General features: G+C 70.6%; 13 protein-coding genes. 9 read left to right on the top strand and 4 right to left on the bottom strand.

Annotation, left to right across the window (positions count from 1 at the left end):
- Nucleotides 1-33: 33 nt before the first annotated feature.
- The gene (locus ACFWZU_RS10945; RefSeq protein ID WP_439701544.1) at nucleotides 34-972 is read right to left on the bottom strand and encodes a UPF0104 family protein; all 939 of its coding nucleotides are present in this window, start codon (nucleotides 970-972) and stop codon (nucleotides 34-36) included.
- Nucleotides 973-1,224: 252 nt separating this feature from the next.
- On the opposite strand from ACFWZU_RS10945, the gene ACFWZU_RS10940 reads away from it, so the two are divergent.
- Nucleotides 1,225-2,547, top strand: a complete 1,323-nt coding sequence (locus ACFWZU_RS10940) for an APC family permease (protein WP_439701543.1) — start codon at nucleotides 1,225-1,227, stop codon at nucleotides 2,545-2,547.
- Nucleotides 2,548-2,647: 100 nt separating this feature from the next.
- The gene (locus ACFWZU_RS10935; protein ID WP_439701542.1) at nucleotides 2,648-4,723 is read left to right on the top strand and encodes a beta-agarase; all 2,076 of its coding nucleotides are present in this window, start codon (nucleotides 2,648-2,650) and stop codon (nucleotides 4,721-4,723) included.
- A 129-nt stretch (nucleotides 4,724-4,852) separates the two neighbouring features.
- Here the strand turns inward: ACFWZU_RS10935 and ACFWZU_RS10930 are convergent, their stop codons facing one another.
- Genes ACFWZU_RS10930 through ACFWZU_RS10920 form a run of 3 tightly spaced genes read right to left on the bottom strand, consistent with a single transcriptional unit; the run spans nucleotide 4,853 to nucleotide 6,649 of the window.
- Nucleotides 4,853-5,260, bottom strand: a complete 408-nt coding sequence (locus ACFWZU_RS10930) for a hypothetical protein (protein ID WP_439701541.1) — start codon at nucleotides 5,258-5,260, stop codon at nucleotides 4,853-4,855.
- A complete protein-coding gene (locus ACFWZU_RS10925; protein ID WP_439701540.1) occupies nucleotides 5,261-5,731 on the bottom strand; it encodes a DUF962 domain-containing protein in 471 nt (156 codons plus the stop codon).
- Nucleotides 5,732-5,752: 21 nt separating this feature from the next.
- Entirely contained in the window at nucleotides 5,753-6,649 is an 897-nt protein-coding gene (locus ACFWZU_RS10920) for a phosphoribosylaminoimidazolesuccinocarboxamide synthase (RefSeq protein WP_439701539.1), read from the bottom strand.
- A gap of 175 nt (nucleotides 6,650-6,824) precedes the next feature.
- Between ACFWZU_RS10920 and ACFWZU_RS10915 the strand changes: the two genes are divergently transcribed.
- From ACFWZU_RS10915 to ACFWZU_RS10885, 7 genes are all read left to right on the top strand, one after another.
- Entirely contained in the window at nucleotides 6,825-7,136 is a 312-nt protein-coding gene (locus ACFWZU_RS10915; protein ID WP_439701538.1) for a c-type cytochrome, read from the top strand.
- The gene (gene djlA / locus ACFWZU_RS10910) at nucleotides 7,133-7,936 is read left to right on the top strand and encodes a co-chaperone DjlA (RefSeq protein ID WP_439701537.1); all 804 of its coding nucleotides are present in this window, start codon (nucleotides 7,133-7,135) and stop codon (nucleotides 7,934-7,936) included. The genes ACFWZU_RS10915 and djlA overlap by 4 nt, the downstream gene beginning before the upstream one ends.
- Nucleotides 7,937-8,034: 98 nt before the next feature.
- Entirely contained in the window at nucleotides 8,035-8,703 is a 669-nt protein-coding gene (gene rpe, locus ACFWZU_RS10905; RefSeq protein ID WP_439701536.1) for a ribulose-phosphate 3-epimerase, read from the top strand.
- A gap of 273 nt (nucleotides 8,704-8,976) precedes the next feature.
- Entirely contained in the window at nucleotides 8,977-9,789 is an 813-nt protein-coding gene (locus ACFWZU_RS10900) for a hypothetical protein (RefSeq protein ID WP_439701535.1), read from the top strand.
- A 489-nt stretch (nucleotides 9,790-10,278) separates the two neighbouring features.
- Nucleotides 10,279-10,968, top strand: a complete 690-nt coding sequence (pdsR, locus tag ACFWZU_RS10895; protein ID WP_231323229.1) for a proteobacterial dedicated sortase system response regulator — start codon at nucleotides 10,279-10,281, stop codon at nucleotides 10,966-10,968.
- Complete coding sequence (locus tag ACFWZU_RS10890) at nucleotides 10,965-11,522, top strand: hypothetical protein (RefSeq protein WP_439701534.1); 558 nt, start codon at nucleotides 10,965-10,967, stop codon at nucleotides 11,520-11,522. The genes pdsR and ACFWZU_RS10890 overlap by 4 nt, the downstream gene beginning before the upstream one ends.
- A 27-nt stretch (nucleotides 11,523-11,549) precedes the next feature.
- Nucleotides 11,550-13,574, top strand: coding sequence for an ATP-binding protein (locus ACFWZU_RS10885; protein WP_439701533.1), 2,025 nt, complete (start codon nucleotides 11,550-11,552; stop codon nucleotides 13,572-13,574).
- Nucleotide 13,575: the final 1 nt, after the last annotated feature.

Raw genomic sequence — 13,575 nt, 5'->3', positions numbered from 1 at the left:
TTGCAAGCAGGTGCGCTCCTGCCATTCCCGTTTTCACGCCTTGCGCCGGCGCGCCTCGAACACGCCCAGCGCCAGCGCCGCCGCGCCGAACGGCAACAGGTTGTAGACCAGCCGGTAGCAAAGCAGCCCGGCCAGCACCTCCGCGCGGGCCCCGGCGGGAAACGCGCCGAGCAGGATCGCCTCGAACACGCCCAGGCCGCCGGGCGCGTGGCTGACGATGCCGGCCAGCAGCGCCGCCAGGTAGATCGGCACGAAATCCGCGAACGACGGCGCGATCTCCGGTGGCAGCAACAGGTACATCGCGCCGATCGCCGCGCTCATCTCCACGCCGCCGACCAGCATCTGCCGCAGCACCGCGCCCGAACCCGGCAAGGCGATCGACCAGCGACCGATGCGCAGGTTGCGAGGTCGCGCCAGCCAGAGCACCAGGGCAGCCAGCAGCAGGACGACGGCGACGCCCGCGGGGCGCCCCCAGCCTTCGGCGATCGCCGGCTCCATCAGCAGCCCGGCGGCGCCCAGTACCGCGTAGCCCAATCCCACGCCCAGGCTCGCCAGCGCGACCACGCGTGCGATGTCGCCCGCACCCAGCCCCGCCGTGGCGTAGACCCGGTAGCGCACCGCGCCGCCGGTGACCGCGTGGAACCCCAGGGTGTTGGACAGCGCGTGCGCGGCGAAGCCCGCGAAGGCGGCCAGTCCGGTCGATGCGCGCGCGGGCGCCACGCTGCGCGCGGCCAGCACGTCGAACGTGGCGAGCATGGCGAAGCTGACGGCCGTCGCCGCCACGGCAACGACCACGTGCGCGCGCGGCAGCTGGACCAGCGCCGCTGCCACGTCGCGCCAGCGCATCGCGCCCAGGTAGCGGTGCAGCAGCCACGCGGCCAGCGCCAGCAGCAAGGCAGAGACCAGCCAGGACAGCCCGCGCAGCCAGCGGCGCGCGCCCGGGTTGGAAAGGGAAGGGGCAAGGGCGGACATCGGCGCAACCTTACGGCGCATGCGCACGGGGCCGCAGGTGCGGATTCGTCATGTCGCCAAGCGTAGCGGCTTCTGCCCCTTCCCTTGTAGGAGCGCACCTGTGCGCGACCGCGGGGGATGGGCAGCGCGAGGTGCCCGCGGTCCCCCCCTGGGTCGTCTGCAACAAGCCCCACCCCATGCGCCACGGGCTGAACCCGGGCACCAACTCACGCTATCGTTGCCGCTTCCGCCGCCGACGATGCCCACCCACGCATGAGCACCGAATCGAACACCTACCTGCGCCGACTGGGCACCTGGGACGCGGCGATGATCGTCATCGGCGGCGTGATCGGCGCAGGCATCTTCAGTACGCCCTCGACGCTCGCCCAGCGCACCAGCTCGGGCTGGGAGTTGCTGGCGCTGTGGGTGGTCGGCGGCCTGCTGACGCTGACCGGCGTGCTGAGCTACGCCGAGCTCGGCGCGCGGCGGCCACAGGCCGGCGGCAGCTACATCTACCTGCGCGAGGCGTTCGGCCAGCTGCCGGCGTTCCTGTTCGGCTGGACGATGGCGCTGATCAACTATCCCGGCAGCGTGGCCGCGGTGGCGACCATTTTCGCGCAGTATTTCTGCGCGGCGCTCGGGCTGTCGCTGCTCTACATCAAGCCCGTGGCGGCCGGCGCGATCGCCTTCATCGTCGGCGTGAACCTGTTCGGCATCCGTGCCGGCGCGTGGATGCAGAACATCTTCACGTTGCTGAAGCTTGCGGCCATCGTGCTGCTGGTGGTCGCCGGCGTCGTGCTGGCCGATGGTCACCTGGGTGTGTCGCTCGCGGTCGATCCCGGTCGCGACGTGCCGGCGGGCGCACTGTTCGGAGCGTTGCTGCCGGTGCTGTTCACCTATGGCGGCTTCCACTACCTCAACGACCTGGCCGGCGAGGTGCGCAACCCGCAACGCACGCTGCCGCTCGCGCTGGGGCTGGGCATGGCCGGCGTGATGATCGCCTACGTGCTGGCCAACTTCGCCTACCTGGCGGGCCTGGGCCACGCCGGCCTGGCCTTCAGCACCGCGCCGGCGGCCGACGTGATGCACAAGCTCCTGGGCGAGCGCGGCGCCACGCTGATGGCGCTGGGTATCGCCTGCTCCACCTTCGGCTATTGCAACATCGCCATCGCCGGCGGCGCGCGCGTGCTGCAGACGATGGGCGCCGACGGCATGTTCTTCTCCGCCGTCGGCCGGATCGAGCCGCAGAGCCGCGCGCCGCAGGTGGCGCTGGCCACCCTGGGCGCGTGGGCGATCGTGCTGGCGGTGTCGGGCAGCTTCAACCAGCTGCTGGACTACACCACCGTCGGCGAGTGGCTGGCGCACGCCTGCAGCATCGCCACGCTGTTCTGGTACCGCCGGTACCTGACCGAGCCCTCCCCCTACCGCGTGCCGTTCTACCCTTGGCTGCCGATGATCTTCGTGGTCACCGTGCTGTGCGTAATCGGCGCCACCGCCATCCACAACCCGGGGGATGCCGGCATGAGCCTGGTGATCATCGCGTGCGGCATTCCGGCGTACTACGGCTGGCGCTGGCTGGAGCGCAGCGGGGCCTAGGTTGTCGGGTCTACCGTAGGAGCGCACCTGTGCGCGACCGCGGGCGTTCCGGCTGCGGGCGGTCGCGCACAGGTGCGCTCCCACAAGGGCTCGAGGTGCCATGAAAACGTGCGTTCTGTTGGCCTGTATGGGCTTGTCGTGCGCCTCCTGGGCGACATCGCCCGACCCCCGAACGACCGCTCAGGTCGAGCTGTCCCACGTCCGTGCCGGCGGATCGGAGCAGGTCTCCGCAGACACCCTGCGCCGCTACACTTTCGAACCTGCGGCGAACCCCTACGTGCGCCTGACGCCACCGCAGCCCTGGCGCGGGGCGGACGAATGGCGCGTCCGCTTGCAGAACGTGATGCCCTGGGCGGTCACGCTGTCGATCGACATCGAAGGCACGTCAGGCGCGCATCTGACGGCGATGGTCGGCCTGCCCGCCGGCCCCGCACAGACTCTGGTCATCCCGCTGCACGCGACCTCGCCGCGCGCGTTCGGCGTGCAGGCCGGGCCGCCGATGCCGGTGGAGCTCGATGGGCGGCGGATCGTGCTGGCGACCACCGTGGAAGGCGCGACCGCGCTGAAAGCCGTTCGCGCGGTGCGCTTGTCCATTCCTGCGCCGCAGGCCGAGCAGGTCCTTCTCATCGGCGACGCGGATGTCGCTCCCGGCGTGACGCTGCATGACGCCTACGCCGGGATCGTCGACCGCTATGGGCAGTACACGCGTGGCCGATGGCCGGAAAAAATCGACAGCGACGCCGCACTGCGCACGGCGCATGCGCGCGAGCGTGCGCGGCTGGCCGATGCCGCCGCGCGCGGGAACGAAGACAACGCACTCACGGACGCCGCCGGCTGGTTCCACACGCGCAAGCGTGATGGCCGCTGGCAACTGGTGGCGCCGGACGGCCGCCCGTTCTTTTCGCTGGGCGTCAACGCGGTGGTCGCCGACGGCGGACGCAGCTACGTGCAGGGCCGCGAGTGGATGTTCACCGACCTGCCGCCCGCCAAAGGCCCCTGGCATGCGTTCGACGGCGAGGGCGACAGCCGCCGCGACACGGGCGCGTCGCGTGGCCTGGCCTACAACCACGGCCGCTGGTTCGACTTCTACGCGGCCAACCTCTACCGGGTGGACGGTGCGGACTGGCGCAGAGCCTGGCGCACACGCACGCGCCAGCGCCTGGTTGCCTGGGGCTTCAACACGCTGGGCAACTGGAGCGACGAGGCGATCGCGCGCGGGCACGGCCTGGCGTACACCCGTTCGATCAACATCGCCGGCGACTACGCCAACGTCGCCACCGGCTATGACTGGTGGGGCCGCATGCCCGATCCGTTCGACCCGCGCTTCGAGGCCGCGACCGAACGCGCCGTCGCCGCCGCCACCCAGGGCGTGCGCGACGATCACTGGCTGCTCGGCTACTTCGCCGACAACGAACTGGCCTGGGCGGCGCCCGGGCCGCAGGGCCGCTGGGTGCTGGCCATCGGCACGCTACACGGCGACCCGCGCAGCCCCGCCAAGCAGGCCTTCCTCGCCATGCTCAAGCGCAAGTACGGCGACGCCCTGCGCCTGGGCGTGGCGTGGGGCATCGGCGTGACGCGTTGGGAGGCGCTGGAGCCGGCCGGGTTCCAGGCGCCGTTGCCGGACGAGGCGCATCCGGCCATCGCCGAGGACTACAGTGCCTGGCTGCGCGCCTACGCCGAGCGCTACTTCCGCACCGTCGCGCAGGCGCTGCGCCGGCACGACCCGCACCACCTTTTCCTCGGCGGTCGCTTCGCCGTGCGCACCCCCGAGGCGGTCGCCGCCTGCGCCCGCTGGTGCGACGTGATCAGCATCAACGTCTACGCCGACCTGCCGCAGCACGGCATGGATCTGGACCGATTGCACCAGCTCGACAAGCCGGTGCTGGTCAGCGAGTTCTCCTTCGGCTCGACCGACCGCGGTCCGTTCGGCGCCGGCCCGGTGCCCGTCTGGAACGAAGCCCAGCGCGGCGAGGCCTACGCGCACTTCCTCGCGGCGGCGGCCGCCGATCCGGCGATCGTCGGCGCGCACTGGTTCCAGTACGCCGACCAGCCGGTCACCGGTCGCCTGCTCGACGGCGAGAACGCGCACTTCGGGCTGGTCGGCATCACCGACATTCCCTTCGGCGGTTTCGTAAGCGCGGTGCGAGGCGCCAACGCTACAGCGAGCCGGCCCTAGGAGCTGCGATACCTGACGTCATGGCGCTGACCGCAGCCATGGCTACGCAGGCGCTGACAGCGAGCGGAGTCCGTCGGCTGGGTTTCCGCCCACCGCCATCTGGCTGGGAGCGGTGGGCTGAAGCCCACCCTACGCGAGGCTGGTCGCGATGCCGAACGCCACGGCAGTCACCGCCGCCATCGCCATGCAGGCACTGGTGGGCCGGATGCGATGGGCGTCGACGCGGGGCGTGAGCCGCCACAGCAGCAGGGCGCCAACGAGCATGTCCACGACCAGCGCCAGGCGCAGAGGCAGCGAGGAAAGCAGCGGTCCGTACGGCGGCCGGACGTTGCCTTCGTGCGCGGCCACCAGTCCGACCAGCAACAGCCCGAGCAAGCTCCACAGCAGGCAGGCGAAATACACGCGGTTGAACACCACGTTCGTGCGCTCGCTCCAGCGCAGCACCGGCCAGGCGATGAGGCTGGCGAACAGCGCGACGATCGAGCCGTACAGCACCCACCAGAGCAGTGTGCTGAGCAGGGTAAGCAGGGTTTGCATCTAGTCGTGGGCCTTGAAGCCGATCCGGCGCAGGAACTTTTCCATCAGCCAGGCAGGACCGACCAGCAGGTAGGAGAGATCGGTGAGGAAACTGGGCCGATGGCCTTCGAACTTGTGGCCGACGAACTGGCCGATCCAGGCCAACACGAACACGGCGAGCGCGAGCCAGCGCAGGCGCACCGGGCCGAGCAACTCGAACAGCCACGCGGTGAACAACGCCAGCACGACGAAGGCGACCAGCAGCGCGCCACCAAGGCGGTGCGAGTGCTTCCAGTACCAGGCGAACGCCAGCACCATCGCGAACACCGCCCACGCGCCGGGCTTGAGGAAGGCGCTCGGTACCGGCACGGTCCACAGCAGCGCGACCACGGTCCAGACGATCGGCGGCACGCAGATCCAGTGGATCACCTGGTTGACCGGGTTGCGGTGGTCGGCGCTGTAGCCGTCGAGCCAGCTCTGCATCGTGCGCATGGTGTCGCCCTCGTCAGCGGATCAGTCGAGCCGGATGCCGGCCAGTCGCTCCAGCGCCTCGGCGTACTTGGCGCGGGTGCGCTCGATGACCTGGGCAGGCACCTTCGGTCCGGGGGCCTTCTTGTTCCAGTCGAGCGTCTCCAGGTAGTCGCGCACGAACTGCTTGTCGTAGCTCGGCGGGCTGATCCCGGTGCGGTACTCGTCGGCGGGCCAGAAGCGCGAGGAATCGGGCGTGAGCATCTCGTCCATCACGTACAGCTTGCCGTCGGCGTCGGTGCCGAACTCGAACTTGGTGTCGGCGATGATGATGCCGCGGTCGGCCGCGTAGTCGGCCGCCCAGCGGTAGATCGCCAGCGTCGCGTCGCGCACTTTCTCGGCCAGCTCGCGCCCGACCGCGTTCACCACCGCGTCGAAGCTCACGTTCTCGTCGTGGTCGCCCACCGCGGCCTTGGTCGAGGGAGTGAAGATCGGTTCGGGCAGCTGCTGCGCCTGCTTCAGGCCTGGCGGCAGCTTGATGCCGCAGATGGCGCCGGTGGCCTGATAGTCCTTCCAGCCCGAGCCGATGATGTAGCCGCGCGCGATTGCCTCCACCGGCACCGGCTTCAGCCGCCGCGTGACCACCGCGCGGCCGGCGTAGAGCGAGAGGTCGGTGCCCTTGGGCAGCACCTCGCCCAGCGGCACCGGCAGCAGGTGGTTGGTGATGATGTGCGCGGTCTTGTCGAACCAGAAGTTGGAGATCTGGGTGAGCATCTCGCCCTTGCCGGGGATCGGGTCGGGCAGCACCACGTCGAAGGCGGACAGACGGTCGGTGGCGACGATCAGGAGCCGGTCGTCCGACAGCGCGTAGACGTCGCGCACCTTGCCGCGGTGGATCAGGTCCAGGCCGGGCAGGTTCGATTGCAGCAGGGTGGTGGGCACGGGGCGATCCGCCTTCGGAAGGTGGGAAGCGGTCTATTCTAGCCAGTCGCCGTAGGGTGGGCTTCAGCCCACCGTCCGTGCATGGTGGGCTGAAACCCACCCTACGTGAGGGCGTATGGCTCCGCGCTGCTAGAATCGCGCGTTCCGGGAATCCATCTCGCCCCACACCCTGCCGATGCGACTCGTCCTGTTCGCGGCGCTTTTGGCCGCCTCCCTCCCAGCCTTTGCCGCGGGCCCCGCCCGTCCGGCCCGCCTGGGCCTGTGCGCCGCCTGCCATGGCGAAACCGGCATCGCGCAGATGCCCGGCGCGCCCAACCTGGCCGGGCAGCGGCTGAACTACCTGCGCAACGCGCTGGCGCAGTACCGCGACGGCCGCCGCGACGTGGCGGTGATGCGCGCGGCGATCGGCCCGGTCAGCGCCGCCGAACTGGATGCGCTGGCGCGCTGGTACAGCGCGCAGGCGCCGGCGCCGCAGGCGCAGCCATGAACCTTTCCTCCACGCTGATCCTGGCGTTCGTCGGCCTGGTCCTGGGCCACGGCCTGCCTGGTGCCATCGTCGGCGCGGTGATCGGTTTCGTCATCGACAGCCTGCGCCAGAGCCAGCGCTACCGCCCGGCGCCGCAGATGGACGGCCTGTACGGCCCGCTGTTCGCCTTGCTCGGCGCGGTCGCCAAGTCGGACGGGCGCGTGTCCGAGGCGGAGATCGCGGTGGCCGAGCGCATGATGACCCGCATGGGCCTGATCGACGAGCAGCGCCGCCAGGCCATCGCCAGCTTCAACCGCGGCAAGCAGCCGGAGTTCGACGTCACCCCGGCGATCGACGGCCTGCGCCAGTGGGTCGGCATGCGCCGCGACCATGCCTTCCCGGTGCTGGACGTGGTGATCGAGACGGTGCTCGCCGAAGGCAACCCGCCGCCGGAAAAAATGGCGATCCTGCGCCAGCTCGCGTTCGCCCTGCGCATCAGCGACATGGAGCTGATGGCGCTGATGGCGATGAAGGGCTACGCCTGGAACGCCGCCGCGGGCGACCGCCGGCGTGGGCCGGGCGGCGGCGGTTACGTGCCGCCGCATCGCAATACGCACGGGCCCGATCCGTACACGGTGCTCGGCATCGAGCGTGGCGCCGACGAGCGGGCCATCAAGCGCGCCTACCGCAAGCTGATCTCCGAGCACCATCCCGACCGCTTGGGCGACCTGCCCGAGGACATGCGCAAGCGCGCCGAATCACGGGCGAGCGAGATCAACGCGGCGTACGAGCGGATCAAGGCCGAGAAAGGCTTCAAATAATCGACGCGTAGGAGCGCACCCTGAGCGCGAGCCTACGAAGCGGAACGCCGCACATTCCCGGTCGCGCACGTCGGTGCGCTCCTACAGGACAGGCACGCATGAGCAAGCAGACCCCCGTCATCGCCCCATCCATCCTCTCCGCCGACTTCGCCCGGCTGGGCGAGGACACCGTCAACGTGCTGGCCGGCGGCGGCGACTGGGTGCATTTCGACGTCATGGACAACCACTACGTGCCCAACCTCACCATGGGCCCGATGGTGCTCAAGGCCCTGCGCGACTACGGCGTGGCCGCGCCGATCGACGTTCACCTGATGGTCAAGCCGGTCGACCGCATCGCCGCGGACTTCGCCAAGGCGGGCGCCAGCCTGATCAGCTTCCACCCGGAGGCCAGCGAGCACGTCGACCGCACCATCGGCCTGATCCACGATGCCGGCTGCCAGGCCGGGCTGGTGTTCAACCCCGCCACGCCGCTGAACTGGCTCGATCATGTGCTCGACAAGCTCGACCTGGTGCTGATCATGTCGGTCAACCCCGGCTTCGGCGGGCAGAAGTTCATCCCCGGGGCGCTCGCCAAGCTGCGCGAGGTGCGCCGGCGCATCGACGAGAGCGGTCGCGCGATCCGGCTGGAGATCGATGGCGGCGTGAGCGCCGCGAACATCGGCGAGATCGCCGCGGCGGGCGCCGACACGTTCGTGGCGGGCTCGGCCATTTTCGGTGCGCCGGACTACGCGCAGGTCATCACCGCCATGCGCCAGGCGATCGGCTGACCAAAGAAAAATCCCGGTGCAGTTCCTGCACCGGGATAAGAGCGTCGTCGGAATGGGACGCGTTGAGGAGTCCACCAGAGCGGGCGCCTGGACGCCACCGCCGGAAGGCGGCGGCGTATCCACGGCAATGGACGACGCCCGCCACTACAGCAAGACCGGCCCATCGGCGGTTGGTTCCGCGACCGGAGCAAATTTTTTCGGCCCGGTCCTGGGTTCACGCGTACGTTTCGTTCACACTGGCCCGGGGAGGGTGCAGCCACACAGGAGACGCGGATGATGTCCGCACGGAACGTGATCGTTTCCCTGGTGCTCGGGTTCGCTGCACTGGCCGCGCGGGCCACTGCCACCCCCCCCCCGCCCACCGGTCCCGGCGGCGACGCCTCGCCGGTTACCCTGGCCGAGCTCGGCAGACTCGGCTGTGCGCCCGGACTGGAGCGATTCCTGCCCGGCGTCTACTACTACTGCGTGGGTGCCCGCGACCTGGCCAACCATCGCGACGCCAGCGGCGTGGGCATGCTCGAGCTGGCGGCTGCCTGGGGTAGCAAGCCGGCCCAGTTCACGCTCGGCGTGGGCTACTACAACGGCGATATCGTGGCGCAAGACCGGGCGCGCGGGCTGGCCTGGCTTGGACTGGCCGCCGAGCGCCGCGATCCCAATTACCAGGCGGTGCTGCGCTCGGCCTGGCAGCAAGCCACGCCGGCCGAGCAGGCGCAGGCCAACCTGTTGTGGAAGGCCATGCGGCCCACCTACGGCGACGCCCGCGCCGCCAGACGCGCCGAGCGGCGATACCGGCATGAACGCGACCAGTTGCTCGGTGGGGTCACGCTCGGCCGACGCGTCTGCATCGCCGGGCTGACCCAGCGCGACATGGTTTCGATCCGTCCGCAGAAGCAGCCGGGCACCGCGGCACTTCCCGGCAGTCCCGGGCCGTCGGGCCTCCAGCTATCGATCGGCTGTCCAGGCGGCGCACCGGCAAGCACCGTGCTTCATCGACTGGATGGCTTTGCCGGCAGCCTGTTCGACGGCCTGGAGGGGCACGTCACCGTGGGCCCGCTTTCACCCGTGCGAAATCCGACCCAACGGTAGCCGGCAAAAAAAATCCCCTCACGAGGAGGGGAAGGAACGGTTGCTGACGGAGGGGTGTTGCGGTGCCGTGGGTGAGTCAGAGCGGTCGCCAGTCCGGATCCGGCTCCTCGTCCGCACCCGCCGTGCTTCCCTGCACGGCGGGTGCTTCCACGCCTTCCACGGCAAACGGGTCGACATAGTCGGCATTCATGGTCGTCTCCTCAGTGGATGCCCATCACCAGCCCCAGCAGCAGGGCGCCCAGCGCCAGCACCACGCGCAGGGGTTCGAAGTGGCGCAGTTCGGCGTTGGGGTCGGGTCTGGCGGCGGTGTTGCTCATGGCATCTCTCCGGTGACGGCTCCATGGAACCGCCCGGGCGGGCGCACGCCGCGGCGCCGCGCGGGCGAAGCGCGGGCCGGATCGGGCAAAACGCGGGCAGCCGCCCTGCGCGCCTTGCATCGTGGCGATGCGCATAGCACGCTGCGCGCCACCACAGGGAGACCTTTTTGCCATGGGCCGCAGCATCGCCATCGTCGAGGACGAACCGCTCATCCGCGCCAACTACGTCGAGGCACTCACCCGCTTCGGCTACGACACGCGCGGCTACGGCTCGCGGCAGGAGGCGTCCACCGCCTTCGGCATGAAACTGCCGGAACTGGTGATCATCGACATCGGGCTGGGCGACGAGCCGGAAGGCGGCTTCGACCTCTGCCGCGAGCTGCGCGCGAAATCGGCCACGCTGCCGATCATCTTCCTCACCGCGCGCGACTCGGATTTCGACGTTATTTCCGGCCTGCGCCTGGGAGCCGACGATTACCTGTCCAAGGACACCAGCCTGCACCAGCTCGCCGCGCGCATCGCGGCGCTGTTCCGGCGAATCGAATCGCTCAAGGCGCCCGCCTCCAGCGAGACGGTGATCGCGCACGGGCCGCTCAAGCTCGAGTCCGAGCGCATGCGCATCACCTGGAACGACGCGGAGATCCCGCTCACCGTCACCGAGTTCTGGATGGTGCACACGCTGGTGCGCTTCCCCGGCCACGTGAAGAACCGCGACCAGCTGATGCGCGAGGCCGAGCTGGTGGTAGACGACGCCACCATCACTTCGCACATCAAGCGCATCCGCAAGAAGTTCGTCGCCGTGGCGCCCGATTTCGACGCGATCGAGACCGTGCACGGTGTGGGCTACCGGTGGAAACCGTGAAGCGCCTGCTCGCCGTCCTGCTGCTGGCGTTCGCCGGCGCCGCCGTGGCCGGCAACGCGCCGGGCGAGGCGATCGCCACGGGCCAGCCCGACGGCAATATTCCCGGCTGGACCCTGCGCGCGCCCACGCCCGTGGGCTGGACCGCCGATTGCTGTACCTATGCCCGTGCCATCGGCGTGGATGAAGTGATCTACCGGGGCGAGTGGACCGGCGAGCCCTACGGGGTGATGGTGCTCAACGTCTGGCCGCGCAAGCTCGCCAGCCTGGGCGCCGAACTGGACGCCGATCGAAAGCACTATCTGCAGCGCGACCCGGCCGCGAAAGTCGGGCGCTTTCCCGTGCGCCACCGCGGCATGTCCTGCGAGGCGCTGGTCTTCCAGGGCAGCGACCAGGTCGACGACGCCGTGGTCTTCTGCGATCCGGGCAAGCGCTCCGGCATCCGCCTGAGCTGGTCGATGAGCTTCAAGGACGCCGACCCCGCGCGCGCCGCACAGCTCGATGCCTTCATGGGCGTGGTGGTCGGCACCCGCTACCGGGCCGGGATGTCGCGCTAGCCCGCGGCACCGGTCTAGGCTCCTGCGATGAACCTGCGCCGCAAGCTGTTGCTGGTCGCCCTGTGCACGCTGGCCTTGCCGGTGGCCGGCTGGCTGTACGTGCGGCAGATGGAAACCCTGCTGCGCGAAGGCCAGGCGCAGGCGCTGACCGCTTCCGCACGCGCGGTGGCGCGCAGCCTGGTGGCGACCGGCGCCACCCTGCCGCAGCAGGCACAGGGCTGGTATGTCGAGCAGGCCGGCACGCCGATCACGATCGATGGCTATGGCGACGACTGGGCGCCGCTCACGCCCTGGAGTCAGCCGCTCGGTGCGCGCGGCAGCGTGCTGCTCGCGGAGGACGCCGACGGGCTCTATCTCTTCGTGCAGCAGCGGGGCACCCGGCGGGTCCGTGCCGACGCCGACGATCCGGGCGCGCTGCACGCGGATCACCTGGTGCTTGAACTCGAGCGCGGCGACACGCGCCTGCGCTACCTGCTGGCCAGCGCCGCGCCGGGCGCCTTCACCGCGCGGCTGCTCGATCCGCCCGTCGCCGACTGGCCCGACCGCCTGGTCGGCCAGTGGCAGGAGGACGGTGGCGGCTGGCGCCTCGAATTGCGCCTTCCGCGACCGCTGATCATGGACCGGCTCGGCCTGGGCCTGTACGACGCCTCGGCGGGCGGCGATCCGCTGGCGGTCGAGTCGCGCCCGCTGTGGCACTACTCCTCCACGCTGGCCCGGGAACTGGCCCGGCTGGCACCGGAGGACACCCGCGCCCGCGTGCTGGCGCCGACCGGCTGGCTGCTGGCGCAGAGCGGGCGCCTGCAGGCGGATGGCCCGCAGCCGGGCTGGTTCGCCGCGCTGGTCTACCGCGCGCTGCTGGCCAATCCCGTCGAGGATGCCGCGCCCTGGGCGCAGGACGCCCCGCGCCTGGAACTGCCGGAGATCACCCGCGCCGGCGCGGGCGAGCCGGCCACCGTCTGGCGCGACGGCGAAACCCGCGCCAGCGTCGTGTTGGCCGCGGCGGTGCCGATCGGCACGCCCGGCCAGGTACGTGGCGTGCTACTGCTCGAACAGGCCAGCACCACCGTGCCGCTGCTGGCCAACCGCGCGCTGCTCACGCTGTTGCTGACCAGCTTCGGCGTGCTGCTGGTGGCCGGCGGCATCCTGCTGTGGTTCGCCACGCGCCTGAGCCTGCGCCTGGGCCGCCTGCGCGATGCGGCCGAGCGCGCGCAGCTGGCGGATGGACGTCTAGACGGCCTTTTCGCCCAAGGGCGGTTCCCGCTGACCGCCGCGCCGGACGAGATCGGCGACCTGGCGCGCAGCTTCGAGCGCCTGTTCGAGGCGGTCGGCGGCTACACCGACTACCTGCGTACGCTGGCCTCCAAGCTCTCGCACGAACTCAACACGCCGCTGGCCATCGTCAAGAGCTCGCTGGACAACCTGGAGCACGCGCTGGAAGCCCGTGCGCCGTTGCCGCCCGATGCACGGCCCTACCTGGAGCGCGCCCGCGACGGCGTGGCCCGCCTAGGCACGCTGGTGCGCGCGATGAGCGAAGCGAGCCGGATGGAACGCGCGATCGCCGCGGCCGAAGCCGAGGACGTGGACCTGCGCGAAGTGGTGCGCGGCTGCGCCGAGGCCTACCGCCCACTGATCGGCACGCGCACGCTGGCCTGCGAACTGCCGCAGGCCCCGCTGCCGATGCACTGCGCTCCGGAGCTGATCGCCCAGGCGCTGGACAAGCTGCTCGACAACGCGCTCTCGTTCACCCCCGCCGACGGCTGGCTGCGGCTGGTGCTCAGCGCCTGCGACGACGGCGCCGAGATCGCCCTCGCCAATCAGGGCCCGCCCTTGCCGGCCGCCATGCAGGCGCGCCTGTTCGACTCGCTGGTCAGCCTGCGCGACAAGGCCACCCCGGGGGACGCGCCGCATCTGGGTCTCGGCCTCTACGTGGTGCGCCTGGTCGCCGAACGCCACGGCGGCCACGCCGGCGCGCGCAACCTGGAAGACGGCAGCGGCGTGGCCTTCACCCTGCGCCTGCGCAACATGCCGCGCCAGCGGCTGGGCGGCGGCTGAC

Origin of the sequence: Frateuria sp. GZRR33, assembly GCF_051900425.1 — a bacterium.
Lineage (GTDB): Bacteria > Pseudomonadota > Gammaproteobacteria > Xanthomonadales > Rhodanobacteraceae > Frateuria_A.
This window is presented reverse-complemented; position numbering and strand designations above follow the sequence as displayed.

Excerpts from the sequence above, each read along its gene's own strand:
- ACFWZU_RS10940 (WP_439701543.1), top strand. The coding sequence starts at position 1,225 with ATGAGCACCGAATCGAACACCTACCTGCGCCGACTGGGCACCTGGGAC.
- ACFWZU_RS10900 (WP_439701535.1), top strand. The coding sequence starts at position 8,977 with ATGATGTCCGCACGGAACGTGATCGTTTCCCTGGTGCTCGGGTTCGCT.
- ACFWZU_RS10935 (WP_439701542.1), top strand. The coding sequence starts at position 2,648 with ATGAAAACGTGCGTTCTGTTGGCCTGTATGGGCTTGTCGTGCGCCTCC.
- ACFWZU_RS10915 (WP_439701538.1), top strand. The coding sequence starts at position 6,825 with ATGCGACTCGTCCTGTTCGCGGCGCTTTTGGCCGCCTCCCTCCCAGCC.
- rpe (WP_439701536.1), top strand. The coding sequence starts at position 8,035 with ATGAGCAAGCAGACCCCCGTCATCGCCCCATCCATCCTCTCCGCCGAC.
- ACFWZU_RS10930 (WP_439701541.1), bottom strand. The coding sequence starts at position 5,260 with ATGCAAACCCTGCTTACCCTGCTCAGCACACTGCTCTGGTGGGTGCTG.
- ACFWZU_RS10885 (WP_439701533.1), top strand. The coding sequence starts at position 11,550 with ATGAACCTGCGCCGCAAGCTGTTGCTGGTCGCCCTGTGCACGCTGGCC.
- ACFWZU_RS10945 (WP_439701544.1), bottom strand. The coding sequence starts at position 972 with ATGTCCGCCCTTGCCCCTTCCCTTTCCAACCCGGGCGCGCGCCGCTGG.
- pdsR (WP_231323229.1), top strand. The coding sequence starts at position 10,279 with ATGGGCCGCAGCATCGCCATCGTCGAGGACGAACCGCTCATCCGCGCC.
- djlA (WP_439701537.1), top strand. The coding sequence starts at position 7,133 with ATGAACCTTTCCTCCACGCTGATCCTGGCGTTCGTCGGCCTGGTCCTG.
- ACFWZU_RS10925 (WP_439701540.1), bottom strand. The coding sequence starts at position 5,731 with ATGCGCACGATGCAGAGCTGGCTCGACGGCTACAGCGCCGACCACCGC.